This window comes from Nocardia inohanensis NBRC 100128 (genome assembly GCF_001612945.1).
Taxonomy (GTDB): Bacteria; Actinomycetota; Actinomycetes; order Mycobacteriales; family Mycobacteriaceae; genus Nocardia; species Nocardia inohanensis.
On record NZ_BDBK01000019.1, the window covers coordinates 88950 to 106331 of the forward strand.

General features: G+C 68.4%; 15 protein-coding genes. 3 read left to right on the forward strand and 12 right to left on the reverse strand.

Annotated features, from left to right (window positions below):
* Nucleotides 1-120 precede the first annotated feature (120 nt).
* From NI1_RS34885 to NI1_RS34925, 9 genes are all read right to left on the reverse strand, one after another.
* Complete coding sequence (locus tag NI1_RS34885) at nucleotides 121-1116, reverse strand: ROK family glucokinase (protein ID WP_067830101.1); 996 nt, start codon at nucleotides 1114-1116, stop codon at nucleotides 121-123.
* Complete coding sequence (locus NI1_RS38700; RefSeq protein WP_174564553.1) at nucleotides 1113-1727, reverse strand: hypothetical protein; 615 nt, start codon at nucleotides 1725-1727, stop codon at nucleotides 1113-1115. The genes NI1_RS34885 and NI1_RS38700 overlap by 4 nt, the downstream gene beginning before the upstream one ends.
* The gene (locus NI1_RS34895; protein ID WP_369690163.1) at nucleotides 1724-2977 is read right to left on the reverse strand and encodes an ArsA family ATPase; all 1254 of its coding nucleotides are present in this window, start codon (nucleotides 2975-2977) and stop codon (nucleotides 1724-1726) included. Before NI1_RS34895 ends, NI1_RS38700 begins: the two co-directional genes overlap by 4 nt.
* 41 nt (nucleotides 2978-3018) lie before the next feature.
* On the reverse strand, nucleotides 3019-3456 hold the full coding sequence (locus tag NI1_RS34900) for an SRPBCC family protein (RefSeq protein ID WP_067830103.1): 438 nt from the start codon (nucleotides 3454-3456) through the stop codon (nucleotides 3019-3021).
* A 56-nt stretch (nucleotides 3457-3512) separates the two neighbouring features.
* Nucleotides 3513-3899, reverse strand: coding sequence for a polyketide cyclase / dehydrase and lipid transport (locus NI1_RS34905; protein WP_084524199.1), 387 nt, complete (start codon nucleotides 3897-3899; stop codon nucleotides 3513-3515).
* 10 nt (nucleotides 3900-3909) lie between these two features.
* Nucleotides 3910-5061 (reverse strand): glycosyltransferase family 4 protein, encoded by a 1152-nt coding sequence (locus NI1_RS34910; RefSeq protein WP_067830108.1) that lies wholly within the window; start codon nucleotides 5059-5061, stop codon nucleotides 3910-3912.
* Between the two features lie 99 nt (nucleotides 5062-5160).
* Entirely contained in the window at nucleotides 5161-6165 is a 1005-nt protein-coding gene (locus NI1_RS34915; RefSeq protein WP_067830110.1) for a hypothetical protein, read from the reverse strand.
* A gap of 75 nt (nucleotides 6166-6240) precedes the next feature.
* Nucleotides 6241-7293, reverse strand: a complete 1053-nt coding sequence (locus NI1_RS34920) for an NlpC/P60 family protein (RefSeq protein ID WP_067830113.1) — start codon at nucleotides 7291-7293, stop codon at nucleotides 6241-6243.
* Between the two features lie 174 nt (nucleotides 7294-7467).
* On the reverse strand, nucleotides 7468-8091 hold the full coding sequence (locus NI1_RS34925; RefSeq protein WP_067830116.1) for a C40 family peptidase: 624 nt from the start codon (nucleotides 8089-8091) through the stop codon (nucleotides 7468-7470).
* A gap of 563 nt (nucleotides 8092-8654) precedes the next feature.
* Here NI1_RS34925 and NI1_RS34930 point away from each other — a divergent pair.
* The gene (locus NI1_RS34930; RefSeq protein ID WP_067830424.1) at nucleotides 8655-10385 is read left to right on the forward strand and encodes a DEDD exonuclease domain-containing protein; all 1731 of its coding nucleotides are present in this window, start codon (nucleotides 8655-8657) and stop codon (nucleotides 10383-10385) included.
* A 76-nt stretch (nucleotides 10386-10461) separates the two neighbouring features.
* Nucleotides 10462-10854, forward strand: coding sequence for a hypothetical protein (locus tag NI1_RS38315; protein WP_157535504.1), 393 nt, complete (start codon nucleotides 10462-10464; stop codon nucleotides 10852-10854).
* Here NI1_RS38315 and NI1_RS34940 read toward each other — a convergent pair whose 3' ends face one another.
* Genes NI1_RS34940 through NI1_RS34950 form a run of 3 tightly spaced genes read right to left on the reverse strand, consistent with a single transcriptional unit; the run spans nucleotide 10855 to nucleotide 12865 of the window.
* The gene (locus tag NI1_RS34940; RefSeq protein WP_067830121.1) at nucleotides 10855-11355 is read right to left on the reverse strand and encodes a YbaB/EbfC family nucleoid-associated protein; all 501 of its coding nucleotides are present in this window, start codon (nucleotides 11353-11355) and stop codon (nucleotides 10855-10857) included.
* Complete coding sequence (locus tag NI1_RS34945; RefSeq protein ID WP_067830124.1) at nucleotides 11345-11680, reverse strand: hypothetical protein; 336 nt, start codon at nucleotides 11678-11680, stop codon at nucleotides 11345-11347. The genes NI1_RS34940 and NI1_RS34945 overlap by 11 nt, the downstream gene beginning before the upstream one ends.
* A 36-nt stretch (nucleotides 11681-11716) precedes the next feature.
* Nucleotides 11717-12865, reverse strand: a complete 1149-nt coding sequence (locus tag NI1_RS34950) for a hypothetical protein (RefSeq protein ID WP_157535505.1) — start codon at nucleotides 12863-12865, stop codon at nucleotides 11717-11719.
* A 189-nt stretch (nucleotides 12866-13054) separates the two neighbouring features.
* On the opposite strand from NI1_RS34950, the gene NI1_RS34955 reads away from it, so the two are divergent.
* Nucleotides 13055-17374, forward strand: coding sequence for a WXG100-like domain-containing protein (locus NI1_RS34955; protein WP_067830130.1), 4320 nt, complete (start codon nucleotides 13055-13057; stop codon nucleotides 17372-17374).
* Nucleotides 17375-17382 lie beyond the last annotated feature (8 nt).

The following is a 17382-nucleotide window of genomic DNA, read 5'->3' on the forward strand; positions in this document are numbered from 1 at the left end:
CGTTGCGGGCACCACACTCAAAAGCCCACCCTACCGCTGAGACCGATCGGTGACCAACCTCTCCCCCGCCCAATGTGATCGGTTCATCCAGCTTTTACAGCTGGAGGAGTCCCGGAGCGGTCAACGGTGGGCGGGGACGGCGGTGTGGGGGACCTCGAGGGCGGCCCGGGCCAGTTCGGCGGCGCCGATCATGCCTGCGGCTTCGCCCAATTGGGCGGTGCGGATGCGGGCCAGGTGGCGGTGCCGGGCGCCGGTGATCGAGGCTGCGTAGTGTTCACGGGCGTCGTCCAGGAACAGCGGAGCCGAGGTGCTTACGCCGCCGGCTACGACGATCAGGTCAGGGTCGAAGATATCGCTGACGGCGGCCAGGCCGAGACCTAGCCAGCGGGCGAAGTCGGTCATCACGTCCTGGGCCACGGGGTCGCCGTCTTGGGCCGCGCCGGCGACGCGGCGGCCGGTGAGAGAGCCGGGGTCGCGGAGGGCCTCCCGGGCCAGGACTTTGGAGCGCTGCGGGTCGGTGGCCAGCATTTCCAGGGCGGTGTCGACGAGAGCTGTTCCGCTGCAATAGCGTTCCCAGCAACCGCGTTTGCCGCAGGCGCAGGCTCGGCCCTGGGGCACCACCTGGATGTGGCCGAGTTCCGGTGCCACGCCGTAGCTTCCGCGATAGAGCTGGCCGCTGATCAGCAGGGCCGCGCCGATGCCGGTGCCGATGGCCACGAGCACAACATTGCGACCACCGGCGGCCGCGCCGAAACGGTATTCGGCCCAAAGCGCCGCGTTGGCATCGTGTTCCAGGATCACCGGCAGGCCGAGGCGGTCGGTCAGGCGCTGCGCTACGGGCGCGTCCTCCCAGGGCAGGTGGGGTGCGAAACGCACGGTGGCACGGTCTTCGTCGACGAAACCGGCAACCGCGAGGCCCACCGCGCCGATGGGATGCCGGGCGCACAGCTCACGCACCGCGCGGGCGAGGGCGTCCTCGAGCGCGCGGGCGGATTGCGGGGTCGGAGCGGTGACGGTGTCGAGGACCTCCCCGGACCCGTCCACCACCGACGCGCGAATGTTCGTGCCGCCCACATCGATTCCGACTGTCAACGGCACGTTCCCACCGCCGTTCATGCCTTGATGGTGACGTTGATGGGCACGTAGCCCGGCTTCGACCGCCCTCGCTCCCCCGTTTTGCGACCCGGTGCGGGCCCGGAATCCGCAGGGGCGGCGGCATTCTCGTCGCCAGGTCGGCGGGCGGTGCCGGGGCCGCGGCCGAAGCGGCGCTTACCCTCGGCGCCGGACTCGCTCGCGGAACCGGTCTCCGGCGCCTCGGGCGGGATACCCGCCCGCGTGCCCGAATGCTGGTGCTGGGCATGGAATTCGGCGGATTCGGGGTCCAGGTCCGGCGGGATCACCGGCTCCACGGGCACCCCGGCGAGCGCTTCGCGCAGCACCGTGACGATCGCGGTCCCATGGTCGGCGATGGCCGCGACCACGTCGTGATGCTCACCGCGCACGATGGCGGCCGCCGCGCAGACCGGGCACCAGCTGCAATTGTCCCAGGTGACCCGGCCGTCGGAGGCCGTGCGCCGCAGCACCGGTTCGACGCGCTCGAGCACGGCCTCGGCGAGCAGCCGCAGCTCCTCGGCGAATTCGGCGAAGTTGACCTCGGCTTGACCGGGCCGCGCACTGTCGTGCGCGCTCGACCCGCCCGCCGCATCGTTTCGCGTTGTCGTACTCATTTCGGCCACACCTGAGGGTCGGGACGGAATCGGATGACGAGTTGATCGCCGTCGAGTTCGGCGCCATCGACCGTGCACCGCCGCAATACCGGTGCCAGGCGCAGGCGCCGCCTGACGCCGTCCGCTCCCACGATCAAATCGTCCTCCACTCGTCCCAGCTGCACGGTCGACGGATCGACCACCGGCAGATGCATGCGCATCGCGAACACCGAGTGCAGCCCGGTTCCGGATTCGAGCCGCACCACCGGCCCGGCGGAAACGGACGTCGCGGCGTCCACATCTGTGCCAAGCATAGGTACCGGACCCGTTCCCACCCAGTTACCACTCGCGTCGACCTCGTAGGACAACGCGGAGAGGGCGGCGAGACCGATCGGCTCGGACCCGGCGTGCCCGACCACCTGGACGGGTATACCGGGCATGCGCTTGCGGAGTTCGTCGACCACGTCGAGCTGCTCGCCGCGGCGGTTGAAGTACCAGCGCACCGCGGGATGCGGCTCTTCCGTACCTGCCGGAGCAGGCATTTCGGGTAATACCCGGTTGACCAGTATGGAATCCAGGCGCAGGCCGAGCAGCGCGGCGGCGGAGCGGACGCGCGCGGATTCGGCCACGGCCACCCGTTCGGGCGCGGTCACCAGGCGGGCTCCGGTGCGCTCGCGATCGGCGATCAGGTCCCGTGCGCCCGCCACCGCGGCCACGATCTGCTCGACGCTGACCGCCAGTACCGCCTTGCGGAAATCCCCGCCGGCGGCGCTCAAAGTGCGCGAATGCGCGGGCCATACCCGTTCCAGGTAACCCAGCAGCGTGTCGGGCGTGGTGACGATGCGCAGCATGTCCGCCGAGGGCGGGCAGTCCACCACGATCACATCCCAGCGGGCGCGCTCGGCGAACTGGGTGATCTCCAGCAGCGCCAGGATCTCCTGCACCCCGGGCAGCCCGGTGACTTCGGCCGGATCCAGCGCCCCGATATCGACCCCGTGATCGTGCCCCGCCCCGGAGAGCATCAAGGCCACCGACCGGAATCGATCCTCCAGCAGCGCAAGCGAATCCACTTCGATCACATCGAGCCCGGTGGCGACCGAGGCCACCCCGCCGGGTTCGCGCCGGAACCGGAACCCCAGCGCATCGCCGAGCGAATGCGCCTGATCCAGCGAGGCCAGCAGCACCCGCTGCCCGTCGCGCGCATAGGCGAGCGCGGTCGCGCAGGCCAGCGTCGTCTTCCCCACTCCGCCCTTGCCGACGAACAGCTCCACCCTGGTGGATGGCCGCGGCGGGCCCCCCTGTGTACTCGCGGTCAGCCTTCGACCCGTTTCTTGAGTTCCTTCAATGCCGTGTCGGTGATGACCTTCTCGGCTTTGCGCTTGAACATACCGATCATCGGGATGTTCAGGTCGACGGTGAGTTCGTAGACCACCTGGGTGGTGCCGTCCGGCAGCGCGATCAGCTCGTAGGTGCCGTCCTGCGCCTTCTGCAAGTCACCGCCGACCAGCGTCCAGCTGACCGCCTTGCCGTCGGGCCGCCAGGTATAGGACAGCGTGTAAGTGTCCTTGACGACGCCGGCGTCCAGCACGAAACGCGCGGTGCGGGCCCGGCCGTCGGGGTACTTCTCGAGCACCTCCACCGAGCGGGCCGCGGCGACCCATTCCGGATACGACTCCAGGTCGGCGATCACGCCCATCACCCGATCGGCGGGGGCGGCGATCACGATCGACCGTTGAGTGCGATCGGCCATGGGTGGCAACGCTTCCTTTCTGGACGCGGCGGGCGGACCGCCGCGAGGTGGGTGAATTAGCGCGCGGAGGGGGCGACGCCGGCCTTGCGACCGGCTTCCAGCCGGGCCTTCACCTCGAAGGTCATCTTCTTGCCGGCGACCCGGCGAGCCCGGTTGGCGGCCAGCAGTTCCCGCGCCGACATGCCGGTCAGCGCCTGCGGTTCGGCGTGCATGAAGTAATGCATGATCACGCCGTCCAGCATGGGTTCCAGCCAGACCTCCATGGTGCCGGTCACCGGCCCCTCGACGGTCCAGCGAATCCCCTTGTCACCCCGGTCTTCCCGGACCTGAAGGGTCAGGTCCGGCCACCACCGGCGCCACCGGCCACGATCCGCCAGTACCTCGGCCACGGCCGTGCCCGGCGCGGCGACGAAGGTCTGATCGGCAACCTGGATACTGCTCACGGCGCTGAGCCTAGCGCAGTGCCTGCCGGACATTCGGGTCGAGGAGTTCGCGTAGTCGTTCACCCATGAGATCCCACCTCCATTGCTGCTGTACCCAGGCTCGACCGGCCGAACCCATGCGGGCGGCGGCATCGCGGTCGGAGAGGATCTGGACAATTGCCTCGGTGATGGAGTCGGTGGAGCGGCCGTTGACGACCAGACCGGTCTCGCCTTCGCGCACGGTCTCCGGCGCTCCACCCGAATTGCCCGCGACCACGGGCACTCCCGCGGCGGAAGCCTCCAGGTAGACGATGCCCAGGCCCTCGACATCCAGGCCGAAGCCGCGGGTGCGGGAGGGCATGGCGAACACATCGGCGATCGTGTAGTGCGCGGCGAGCTCCTTGGACGCGACCCGGCCCGCGAACACCACATCGTCTTGGAGACCCAGGGCCTCGGCGAGTCCGCGCAGCTTCTGTTCGTACGGCCCGCCGCCCGCGATGACCAGCACCGCGCCGTCGATCCGCCGGCGAACGTCGAGCATGGCCATGATCAACATGTCCTGGCCCTTGCGCGGCATCAGTCGCGACAGGCACAGGATGGTGGGCCGGTCCCCCAGCCCGTAGCGTTGCCGCAGCTCCGCCCGCGCGGCCGGATCCGGCTTGAACACCTCGGAATCCACAGCGGGAGGCAGATATTCGAGTGCCGCCTGCGCCCCGAACGCGGGCGAGAACCGGCGGCGGGTGTATTTGCTGACATAGGTCACCACATCGGTGTGGTCGCCGATCACCCGCAGGGCTTGGCGCGCGCCCGGGATCATCGACCAGCCGACCTCGTGCCCGTGGGTGGCGGCGACGATCCGCTCGGCTCCGTATTTACGCAGGTACGGCGACATCAGGGCGAGCGGAGCGGCCGCCCCGAACCACACCCGATCGCATCCCTCGTCCCGCATGAGCTTGCGCGCCTTCCGCGCCACCAGCGGTGTCGGCAGCATCAGGGTCGTGGGATGCCGCACCACTTGAAACGGCTGATCGGCATCGAACTTCCAGTGGCTGTCGCCCTTCCACCGCGGCGCGTACACCACCAGCTCGTCCGGTGGCAGCTGCATGGCCAGCGAATGCACATAGGACTGGATACCTCCCGGTCGCGGCGGGAAATCATTGGTAACCAGCAGAGTTCGCCCCATCCCACAAACCTACTGCACCGCTCCCCGATCCCCACCCCAGCCCGAATCCTCGCGCGCGACGCGCCGACGAGGGCCGGGCCCGGGTTCATCCGAGTCCGTTCACGCGCCTTCCGCGGTGCGGGCGGTGATCCACGCGCGCCAGTCGGCGATGAAGCCGGAATACGATGTGGCCAGGGTTTTCTGGAGGATGGCGTCCACGGCGGCCCGGTCCTTGGGTCCGGTGGCCAGCTGCCGGTACAACTCCACCAGCTTCTGGTCACCGAACCGGTCGGCCGTGAAAGCGCAGGCCGCCCAGCCCTGTTCGTAGGCCAGCGCGGGCTGTCCCCCCTCGGGTGCGAAGGCCGAATCCGAGGGCAGGTCGGCGGGCAGGTCACCGGCACGCGCGCGATTGGTCAGGGCCGGCGCGGTTTCGGTGATCGGACGACGCAGCCCCCGGTAGGCGGAGTATTCGGCGAACCCTTCGAGCATCCACTGCGGCGATCCGTCCACGGTGACCGCGCGCGCCGCGACATGCGTGAGCTCGTGCCGCAGGGTCACCCGCAGGCCGTCCGCGCCCAGCCGCTGCCCGGCTTCGGACCCGAAGACCACCCGCTGCCCCTTGGGTTTACCGCCAGGAAGGAACGGATCGGCGACGGTCGCGGCCGCCACCTCGGCGGGCGGGAGCGCGGTGGCATGGGTGAGCGCGGCGAATTCGGCGGGACTCGAGGCAACCACCACGACCGGGGCCTGCGACCAATCCGCACCCCACAACCCGCTGACCGCGACGGTCGCGGCGGCCAATTCCCGTGCGAGCACATCGATATCGCTCTGCCGGGCGGGATGCCCGAGGACCACGCCGACCTTCCCGGACCCGGTGGGCACCGGTTCGGTCACCACTTTCCCGTAGGACTCCATGGTCCGGCGCACCTCACCGAGCTGCGGATCGGTAATGGTCAGCGCATCCGAAGCCGGCACCACCGCACGCAACTTCGGCAGCACCGAATTGGGCAGCATGAGCAGCGCCCCGCAGGCGGCGGTCAGCCCGCTGACCATCACCAGGGTGAGCACGAACTGGAATCGCCGCTTGGCAGACAGCCAGCCGCGCATCTGCCGGATCGCCGTCATCCCAGCTCCGCACGCGGCGGGACGCAGGCCGGACCGTGGGTGCGCAAGCTGCCTCCTCCGAGTGGGACCGCGCGGTCAGAACCGGCGCGCGGAATGGAACGGGGTGGAACCCATCGGCGCGACCGCGACCGGAACGCCGAAAGTCGAAGCGTGCAACATCAATCCGTTGCCGGCGTAGATGCCCACGTGTGAGACCTCAGAGTAGAAGAAGACCACGTCGCCGGGCTGGAGGTCCTTCTGATCGACGGGCGTGCCGAAGTTGGACTGCTGCTGGCTGGTGCGCGGCACATCCTTGCCGACCTGGTGAAAAGCCCACTGCACCAGGCCCGAGCAATCGAATTGATCGGGTCCGACCGCGCCCCAGACATAGGGCGCGCCGACGCGGGTGAGCCCGGCGGCCAGGGCGCTGGTGCCGCTGCCGGGAACCAGGCCGCGCAGCAACGAGTCCCGGTCGAAGCCGGGCGGGAACATGGATCCGGCCAGTGCGGACTTGTCACTGGCGGAGAGCTGACCCCAGGCGGCGATCACGCTGGCGATGGAGCCCTGTAGATCGGAGCGCTTGCGCTCCAGCTCGGCGCGCACGGTGTCGGCCTGATTGCTGGCGGCGCGAGCGGATTCGGCGGCGGTGCGGGCGGTGTTCTCCGCGGCCGCGGCGGCATCGCTGACCTGTTTGTATTGGCTCAGTTGCGCATTGGTGCGGGTGCCGACCAGATCCACGATGGACATCTGATCGAGCAGTTGCTGCGGGGAGCTGCTGACCAGCAGCGAGCTGAGCCGGTTGGTGCGGCCGCCGAGCAGGCTGGAAGTGGCGGCACGGTCGATGACCGGCTGATACTTGCGGATCTCGCCGCGCGCCGATTCGAGTGCGGCGGCGGCGTCGGCGGCCTTGGCGTCGGCGTCCCGGGCGATGGTGAGCTTGTTGTCCAGGTCGGTCTGCGCGTCGAGGGCCTGCTGGTTGAGTTGTTCGGACTGCCGCGACAGGTCGACCAGCTTCTGCACCGCTTCCCCCGCGGATGCCGGTGCGGCCACCGGGTCGGCTGTCGCGGGTCCGGCCCCACCGGAGGCCACCACGATGATTCCGGCGGCCAGCGCGCCTCCCACCAGTTTCGCCGTACGAGAGTCCCGCACCCGATACTGCCGTGTTCGATGCTGCTGCGCTGCCACCGTCGTCCCGTTCTCTTACCCCGAGCTGGAAAAGAAGGTCTCGATAAGATTACGAAACGGCGACCGGTTGTGTCCAGCAGGCCACGGAATCATTACGGCCGCCGCTTCGCTCGCAGGTCACGACCTGCGGTTCGAGCCTCAGACGCGACGCGCGCCCGCGAACGGCATCGACGAGATGGGGGCGACCTTCACCGGCTGGCCGGAGGTGGAGGCGTGCACCACATTGCCGTCGCCGACGTAGATGCCGGAGTGGCTGCCGCCGTAGAACGACACCACGTCGCCCGGCTCCAGCGCGTCCTCGGACACCGCGTAACCGGCGTTGAGCTGTTCGTAGCTGGTGCGCGGCAGGCTGACGCCGGCCTGCGCGTAGGACCACTGCACCAGACCGGAGCAGTCGAAGGCGTTCGGCCCGGCGGCGCCGTACACGTACGGGGAGCCGACCTTGCTCAGCGCCGCGTTCACGGCTTCCTGGCGCGGGCTGGCCTGCGGGGCGGGCGCGGGCACGCCGGGCACCTCGACGCCGGGGATGGCGGGGATGGTCACCGGAATCGATTCCGGCACACCGGGAATGCCGGCCGGGAGCTGAACCTGGTCCGGCACATCGAAGGTGCCGACGCCGGGGATGGTCACCGGCTGCGCCGAGGCGGGAGTGGCGGGCAGCAGCAGCGCGCTCAGCGTGGCAGCGCCGACGGCACCGGCCGCGACAGCACGCTGCGCGCCGCGCTGCATGCCCCGGACCCGCTTGACGGTGTTGGTCGCCATGATGAGGTACTTCCAATCTGCCCCGCAGCGTCGCACCGGGTTGGTGCGTCGGACTCCGCGAGGTCTCAGGAAGATTACGAGGACATAACGGTGGCTTGTAAAGCCGAGGCGAACGCCCGGTGATCGGAAATAGTTACGCGGCCGTATTTCGGTGCGACAGACATCACAGCAATCACGAAACGATAACGATGCCGGTTTTGCCAAGAGCTTCCCGGCGGCTACCCGCCGGTAGCCGGCACGCCGGCGAGACGCGCTCGAGCTCGACGGATTCCGCATAACACCAGCTCAGCACCGACCCCCGCGACCTGGGCTGGACGCCTGACCGCGAGCGACACGCCCGACCGCGCGGGGAGTGGGCAGCACGCGGCGAGCACCGGCACGAACCATCCGCCCGGCCCACCCGAATTCATGCGAAATATGAATCAATGTGACCCTGGCCACATTTCTGCATATTTCCGCAATTCGAAGCCCTCATCTCGAGTATCTCGATGCGATATTCAGACATTTTCGGCGTTTTCCCAGGACACGGATCTTGTCGGTCCCTCCGCCTACGCTTGCTGTCCGTGTCCCAGCAGCTGGCCTTCGATGAGCTCGAAACCCCGCTGTACGACACCACTTTCGTGGTTGTCGACCTCGAAACCACCGGTACCAGCCCCGAGGGTGACGCGATCACCGAGATCGGCGCGGTGAAGGTGCGCGGTGGCGAGGTGCTCGGCGAGTTCGCCACCCTCGTCAATCCGGGCTGCGCGATTCCGCCGCAGATCGTGCACATCACCGGCATCACCACCGCCATGGTCATGGATGCCCCGCGCATCGAAGAGGTGCTGCCCGGTTTCCTGGAGTTCGCCAAGGGCGCGGTGCTGGTCGCCCACAACGCCCGCTTCGACACCGGCTTCCTGCGTGCCGCCGCGAACCGGCTCGAAACCCCGTGGCCCGCCTTCCAAGTGGTCTGCACGGTGCAGCTGGCCCGGCGGGTACTCACCAAAGACGAAGCGCCGTCGGCGAAGCTGTGGTTCCTGGCGCAGCTGCTCGGCGCGGAGACCCGCCCCACCCACCGCGCCCTCGACGACGCCCGCGCCACCGTCGACGTCCTGCACGCCCTCATCGCCCGCGTCGGCAACCAAGGCGTGCACAGCCTCACCGAACTCCTCGACTACCTCCCTCAGGTGACCCGCCGCCAACGCGCCAAACGCGTACTGGCCACCGACCTTCCGGCCACCCCCGGCGTCTACCTCTTCCGCGGCCCCTCCGACGAAGTCCTCTATATAGGGACGGCGGTGAACCTGCGCCGCCGCGTCCGCAACTACTTCACCGGCTCCGACACCCGCCCCCGCATGCGCGAAATGGTCCAACTGGCCACCCGCGTGGATCACGTCGAGTGCGCCCACGGCCTGGAAGCCGGCGTCCGCGAACTCCGCCTCCTGCTCGCCCACACCCCGCCCTACAACCGCCGCTCCAAATTCCCGCAGCGCGCCTGGTGGCTCACCCTCACCGACGAACCCTTCCCCCGCTTCGCCGTCTCCCGCACCCCCACCCGAGACGCCCTGGGCCCCTTCAATTCCCGCACCGAAGCCCAAGAGATTTCCATCACCCTCGCCGAGAACTCCGGCCTGCGAACCTGCACCACCCGCATCCCCCGCACCGGCCGCCACGACTGCCAGCCCGCCATCGTCGGCGGCTGCCCCGCAGCCACTGAAAACAGCCCCCTATATATAAAGGAATACTCCCCGGCCCCCGAGTCCATCCGAGCCCTCTTCGCCGGAGCCGACGACGCCCTCCTCCACGCCATCGACAAAAAGCTCGAATCCCTCTCAGCCGCAGAGCATTTCGAAGCAGCCGCCCGCCTCCGAGACCGCACCGTCCCCATCATCCGAGCCCTCCGCCGCACCCAGCGCCTAGCCGCCCTGGCCCGCATCCCCGAACTGACAGCCGCCCACCCCGACGGCGCCGGCGGCTGGCAATTCGCCGTCATCCGCCACGCCCGCCTGGCCGCCGCCGGCAACGCCCCTCGCGGCGTCTCCCCCATGCTCACCGTCGACCACCTCACCGCATCCGCCGAAACCGTAATCCCCACCCCCCTCGAATCCCCCACCCCCACCGAAGATCCCGCCTATCCCCCACTCCGCGGCGCCCTCCCCGAAGAAGCCGCCCTCCTCGTCCGCTGGCTCGAACAACCCGGCACCCGCATAGTCCGCACCACCGACGGCTACCACGAACCCCGGCTGGGTGCGGGCGCCTGGCTGGCCTGGCTGGCCCGCGCCGAAGCCGCGGCCTCCGACCCCGTCACCGACTGACCGTTTGCCCGCGCTTCACATCACCGATAGCGTCGAGATCGGTGTGGAATCGGCGATGAACCGGGGGATATCGGCTGTGAGTATGGAGTTCGACCCGCTACCTCAACTACCGCGCACAGCGAACGTCTACGACGGACGCGATGACAGCGGCCGCCCCGTGGCCGTACGGGAGCCACTCGCCCCATCATTACGTGACGGAGTTCTCGCCTACCTCGACAGCGCGCCCGTAGTCCTCGCCGCCCGCAGCTACGCCGTGGACGAGTTCGCGCCGGCGGATCGCGATGTGCCGCTGACCTTCCACACCGACGGCGTATGGATCTGGTCCGGTTCGGTCGCGCACTACCTGCGCAAGCACAATCTGCCGCCGGAACCGGACCTGGTGCGGCACATCGCCGATCGGAACTTCCGGGTCGGTGAGGTCAGCGAGGGCGCACAGAACCTCGCGGTCCGGATCATCACCCGGACCTGATCACCAGCGATCGTCGGCGATGATCTGCCCGGCCGGGCGCTCCAGCTCCTCGACATCGGTGAAGACCATCCCGGAGTCATCGTGCTGTCGCCGCTCGGCGGCATTGGGCGGCGCGATGGAAGCCGGGATGAACTCCGGAATGTGCGCGGTGAGGTCGGGGACCTCCTCGAGCAGATCGGACATCTTCGGCAGCCGGTCGCGGCGTTCCTGGATGGGGGCCGTCAATTCGGCTGTCTTGCTCGCCAATTCGGTGGCCGCGGCCTGCGCCGCCTCGGTCACCGCCGCCGCGAGCTCGGACAGGTGGAGGTCGAGGTCCGGATCGAATCGGGTCTCGATGACCACGCCGTCAGCGTTCAGGACCACGGTGACACGCCGTTGCAGCGCCGTACCGGTAGCGGTCAACTGCGAACGCTTCCGGTGGTAATCGGCGAGCACCTGCATCTGGACCTGGAACTCGTCGACCATCGCCGCGAGCTCGGTCTTCAGGAACTCATTTGCCATTGATCGACCGGAAACCGTCGGCGCTCGACAGTTCCCTGTTCTGCAACAGCTTTGCCGCGTCGCCCTGGCCGCCGCCCTGCTCACCGGTGTTGGTGGTGGTGTCGGCGGTCAGTTTGGCGAGGTTCTGCCGTGACGCGACGTACCCGTTGCCGTCCTCGCCATTGGCGAACAGGTTGCCGGGTTTGTCATGCCCCCACGGTGTTCCGCGCCCGTCGACGGCCGCTTCCAGCCCGGTCAGCACCGCTTTGATCGCGTCGCTGATGGCGGTGGTCTTGGCGGCGGCCTGGCTCAGCAGCACCGGATCGGCTTCGACGTTCTGGCCCATATCGAGTGTTCCTCCCCACTAAGCGATATCGCGACCCTACGTGAACGCGCGCAGGCCCGCGAACGAGAACTGGCCGAGGGCGGCATCGGCATCGAAGCGCGAGGGGTCGAAGACAGCGGCGACGGTATCGAAGGTGACAACGCCCGCTTCGGCGGCCGAAACCAATGTCGCCACGGCGCTTCTCGGCGGCCCCGAAACGGCTTCCCCAGTGACACCGGCCAGCACGCCCTCGATGATCTCGGCGGTGACCTGCGCAGACCAGACTCCGGGAATGGCGGTGGTCAGGTTCGACGCGGACGGCGACTCACCGCGATACCAGCGGCCGTTGTCCCACCATGAACAGAACGACAGCATTCCGGAACCGGCGCGCGGGTTGAGGACCGCGTCCACTACCCAATCCGGTGCGCCCGCATAGAGTTCGGGAAGGGGCGCGCCATCGTTGTAAGCGGCGTCGAGTTCGGGGGCGTTCCAGACACCACCGGAGAGAATCGCCCGGTTTCCCGGCAATAGATACAGCGTGCTGCCACTGCGGTCGGCACTCTCGAACCAGCCGAGCGACGGCAGCACCCGCGGACCCTGTTGGGCCTCGGCGGCGACGAAGGTCGCGGCGAGCACCGCCCACCGAGCCCAAAGCGCCGGCAGCTCAGGGAGATCCGTGGCGGGCTGACCAACCACGCCGCGCGCCCGGTCCGCTCGTGCCTGTTCGGCGGCGATGCGTGGCGAGCGCTGCTGCCGCCCCGCGTGACCCACGTACGCCGCCAGCCACATCGGTAGTCTGCGGCGCGGGTATTCACGCAGGTCGGCCTGGTATGCCTCGGGCGGAAACAATTGATGGTCGGGGAAAGGCTCGTCGCCGTAGTCGTAGTCGGTGCGGATCTCACCGGCATTCGTGAGCACCAGTCGCATGCGCCACCACGGTCCTGCGGGAGTCGGCACCGTGGATTCTCTTTGCAGCTGCACCAATTCGAGCGCGTCCGTCGTGGGTTCGCCGCGAACCGAACCGCCCCCGGCCGAGTACACGATGTCCCAGGTCTGCACCGCGACGGTCCACGCGAACACGGCCTCGACGCGTTCCCAACCGGCCGGCGCGGCCATGGCGAGTTCCTGTGCGAGTTCATGGGTCAATGGCCGGGCCTGGTCGGCGATCTGTGGCTCGCCGAGGTTTCCGGTACGTGTGCTGGTCACGGTTTTCGCTCCCCTCCTCGACCGCGGGTGCCCGGTCGAAACGCCCTTGCGACCCTACCGGTCGGTTGCTGATTCCCGTTTCCTGTGACACCGTAAAGCAAGATCAGAGCCGGTCCGCCCGTGAAATCGCCTGGTGGACCGAGCGATTGCTGTCGATTCGGTTCGGGGGGCGCACGGGGGAATGCGGTAGTGATTTGGCGTCCGCCTGCCGCCGACTCGCTCGGCTGGCTGATCGGCCTGCAATGGCCCGAGGGCAATGAAGACGAGATGTGGGGGCTGGCCGACGACTGGAAAAAGGCCGCGGCCCAACTGAAAAGCATCAAGGGCGATGTCGACGGGGCGATATCGGCTGTCCGGCAGGCCTATCCGCAGGGTGGGGGCGGCGAGGAGATGATCAAGCAGCTGGAGTCGCTGAAGAAAGGCGACAACGGCGGCGACGGATCCCTCGACAGCCTTGTGAAATGGTTCGGAGAGATCGCCGGGCTGGCGGAGAACACCGGCACCGAGTTCGAATACACGAAGCTCATGTTCCACGCCACGTTGCTCATCATGGCGGTGGATATGGCCATCGCCGCCGCCTCGCTGGTGGGCGCACCCGCCGCCGAAGCCGCGGTGATCGCGGTGAACCGCGTGACGGTGCGCCAGATCATGAAGAAGCTGCTGGCCCGGCTGGCCGGGCAGGGCGTGAAATTCTCCGAGATCATCTCCGCGCAGACGGCACTCAAAGCCCTTCGAATGGCCGGGATCTCGGCCGTGCTCGGCGCGGGGCTGGGTGCGGCTCCGGACGCCATCATTCAGACCTGGCAGCACAAGCAGGGGCGCCGCCAGGACATCAACTGGGAACAGACCCGGACCATGGCGTGGGCTGGAGCCGCAGGAGGGCTGGCCGCGGCGGGGATCGGCGGCGCGATGCGTTGGCGGATAGGCACACCCGCCACGCGCGGCGGGCGGGTGCTCGCCGCCGGCGGCATCATGTTGGGCGCCGGGGCCGGAGCCGCCGGGGCCGGACTGCTGACCAGCGGATTGCTCAGCGGGCATTGGGAATTCGACCCACGCATGATCACCGCCGGCATGTTCGGCGGAGCCGCGCCGGGCATGGTCCGCGCGGTCCGGCCGCCGAAAACGAGCACGCCGAAAACCAATGTTGCCAAACTCGGCGATGGCACCGGAGCGCTGAGCCGGGGCGGTTCGGGTGGTGCACAGCCGCATTCGCAAGGTCCCGGATCGCACGCGGGCGGCTCGACCGGAGCGGGCGAGCGGTCGCCGTGGACTCCGGCTTCGAACGACGGAGCGCAGAACCTGCACGGCAGGGCGGGAACACCGGAGAGCAGCGGGATCGGCGACGGCGGCGCGTCCGGCGGGCACAGTACGCAGCCCGCCGGTTCGCACACCGCGGGCGATGCGGTGGGCGGGGCGACCTCGGCCCAACTCGCTGCGCAGGCGAGCATTCCGCACGCGTCCCCCGAGGTGGCGCCGAGCGCGCAGGGCGGCGCGCAACCCGTTGTCGCCGCACCGGCAGCGCATGCGGCGCCGATCACTCATGCCGGCGACGCCGGCGCCCCCCAAGGCGGCCAATCCGCGAATCCGGCGCACGGTCAACCGGCGAACCCGGCACACAACCAGCCCGCGAATCCCGCACCTACCGCCGGTGATTCCCGTACCCCCGTGGAGCAGCGGCCCGCCACCACCGCGCGACCCGATCCGACCGGAAACACCCCGCCCGCCGAGAGCAACCGCGCCGGAGCCGCGACGAACCGGGACGCGGCCGCCGCCGCACCCGCGCACGGCAAAACCACCGGCACCGAAGCGCCGCGCACCACCGGGCGAACCGATATCGCCCCGGGTGAACGAGCTACCGTCCCCGCCGAGCATCCGGACGGCCGCCGCGCGTCCGAACCCGTTCAGCCGGAGGGGTCGCGCCCCAGGAACGAGAATCCGCGCACCGCAGAAGAACTCGCCCGCACATCGGAAACGGAAGCACCGGCGCGCGCCCGCCCGGAAGAGTCACGTCCGGCAGCCGAGCAGAATCCGCAGAAATCGCATCCGGACGAGGGCAGTCCACGCAGGACGCCCGAGGAAACCTCCGGTCCCGAAAAGTCGTTCACTCGCCCCCACGATTCCGACCAAGCCCCGCATTCCCCGGCACGCGAAAACGGCGCGCACGAACAACCATTGGCGCGCGGCGAGCACCCGCACAGCAGCGAACCGGAGTTGACACCGGCCGAGCAAGCGGCCAAAGACGCTTGCGATGCACTGCCGCAGATCGAGCGCGAAGCGATCAACGACTACGCCGGTCCCGCCTACAACGAGATCAATCGCCATCTCCGCTACGGAGAACCGCTAGAAACGGTCTCACCGGCCACCATCGAACACATCCGCAGCGGTCTGGAGAAGCTTCCGAACCACGTCGGTCCCGTCAAGCGTTCGATCATGCTCTCGCCCGAGCAGATGGAAAAGTTCTGGCAGAACAACCGTCCCGACACGGGTGTCGAAGACCCGGGCTTCGTCTCCACCTCGAAAGACAAGTTCAAATGGAATCCGACCGTCAAACTGACCATCCTGTCGGAGACCGGTAAGGACATCTCCTTCCTGCGCCCGCCCGGCAAGCGCGGCGAAGCCGAGGTTCTCATCCCCGACGGCCGCCAATTCCGCGTGAAGTCACGCGATATGGACGCCGACGGCGTCATGCACGTGGTGTGGGAAGAGATTCCCGAAGCCCAACGCGCGCACCCCGACGACGTGGGCCCGGCCGCGGCCCCGCACGACCGCACACCCGACCAGCCCTTCCCACACGAACTCGTCAAAGACGACAGCGTGCCCTTCTCCCTGGAAGGATTCGGCGCCCGCGAAGAACCCGCCGTCCCGGCCCGGCCCCACGATGTGAATCCGTCTGCGGGACTTCCCGATCCGGTCACGGGCAAACCACGCGCAAACCTCGCCCCGGAACAAGCTCCTACCCGCCCGCACACCCCCGAGCCTGCTCCCGCACGCCCGGAGGGCCGTGAGCCTGCCGCCGTGCGCCCACACAACGCCGAACCGACCCCCGTACGAACCGAGCCCAACAGCCCCAAGACCCACGAAGAGGTCGCCCCAACCCGCCCTCACAACGAGGAACCGGCAACCAAGCCCTCGGGCCACAGCCCCGCAGACACGTCCCCGAATTCACCTGCCCGCGAACCAAACACCACCCCCGAGCCCAGCCCCGGCGCAGCTCGCCCGCACCCGGTAGACCCCGCCGTGCAGTACCCGAGAATGCGCAAGGCGGTAGCCGACATCTACACCGCCCTCCAGAACCCCGCCGAAGCCCACAACCTCCCCGCCGCCCGCGAACACTTCCGCACCCTCCTCGACGAAGCCGGCCTCCGCAACCGCGACACCGCCGACTCCGCCTGGCGCCACCTCTCCGATCACGACCCCGAACTAGCCAAATACCTCTCCGACAACCACAACCTCCTCCTCCCCCACGACCCACCCCTCACCAATTTCGCCCGCCCCACCGAAGGCGGCGTCTCCCTCCACGACCCCAACGACCCGGTAGCCGCCCTGGCCGCCAAGGTTACCCCCGACCCCCACTTCTTCGACATAGACGGCCACCTCACCAAAGACGGCAACCTCCGCATAGGCGACCGCCTCTACACGATGGACCAACTAGCCGAGGCCCTCCCCCACCTCGGCTGGGACGGCAAAACCCCCTTCCGCCTAATAGGCTGCGACGCAGCCACTTCCGGCGCCGCCCTCCACCTAGCCCGCCTGACCGGCGCAGACGTCCTAGCCGGCACCGACCTCGTCTGGACCGACCCCCAAGGCCGCGTCTACACCAGCAGCGCCGAACCCGGCCCCAACGGCACCCTCCGCCCCCGCATCCCACCCAACGGCACCTGGGAAATCTGCCGCCCCGACGGCACCAAGTTCCGAGTCACCGAAGACGGCTTCGCCCCCGGGACTCCGGAAAAGGACAGAAACGGTCTGCACCCTGACGCCGCGTGGGATCGATCAGGCGATCATGAACACGCGAAGCCGAATGAGGAAGAAGTCCAAGAAGTATCCGGGTCGTCATCACCTGCAAAACCGGAGGTGGTTCGGCAATTACTCGACGATGCACAGGCCCTCCATGACACAGTCAGCGCTCCGAAATATGGAGACAGTCCAGTCGGCGCCAAAATAGCGGATCAGGGAACGACTGTAGCTACAGGACTTTTCGATGACCAGAAAGTCTATTCAGTAAACAACAACAAGACAACCAGAGCGATGCGAAAACTGGCCGAGGAACTCGGATATGAGCGGATCTTCGGTATGGAGCATATTGATCCTGGAATTCGGACCGATGCCGAACAGATTATATTCAATGCCGTAGACGATGGAACCCTCCCACAAAAGGGTGTGGTCGCATCTTCACGCCCAGCATGCGGTCCGGAACGTCAGAACTGCGCTGGGCGCGCCGACGAGTATCCAGACGTTTCCCTCTGGGAGCGAAAACGCACTCTCCCCTGGGAACGCGATGATGGGTAGCCCAACCG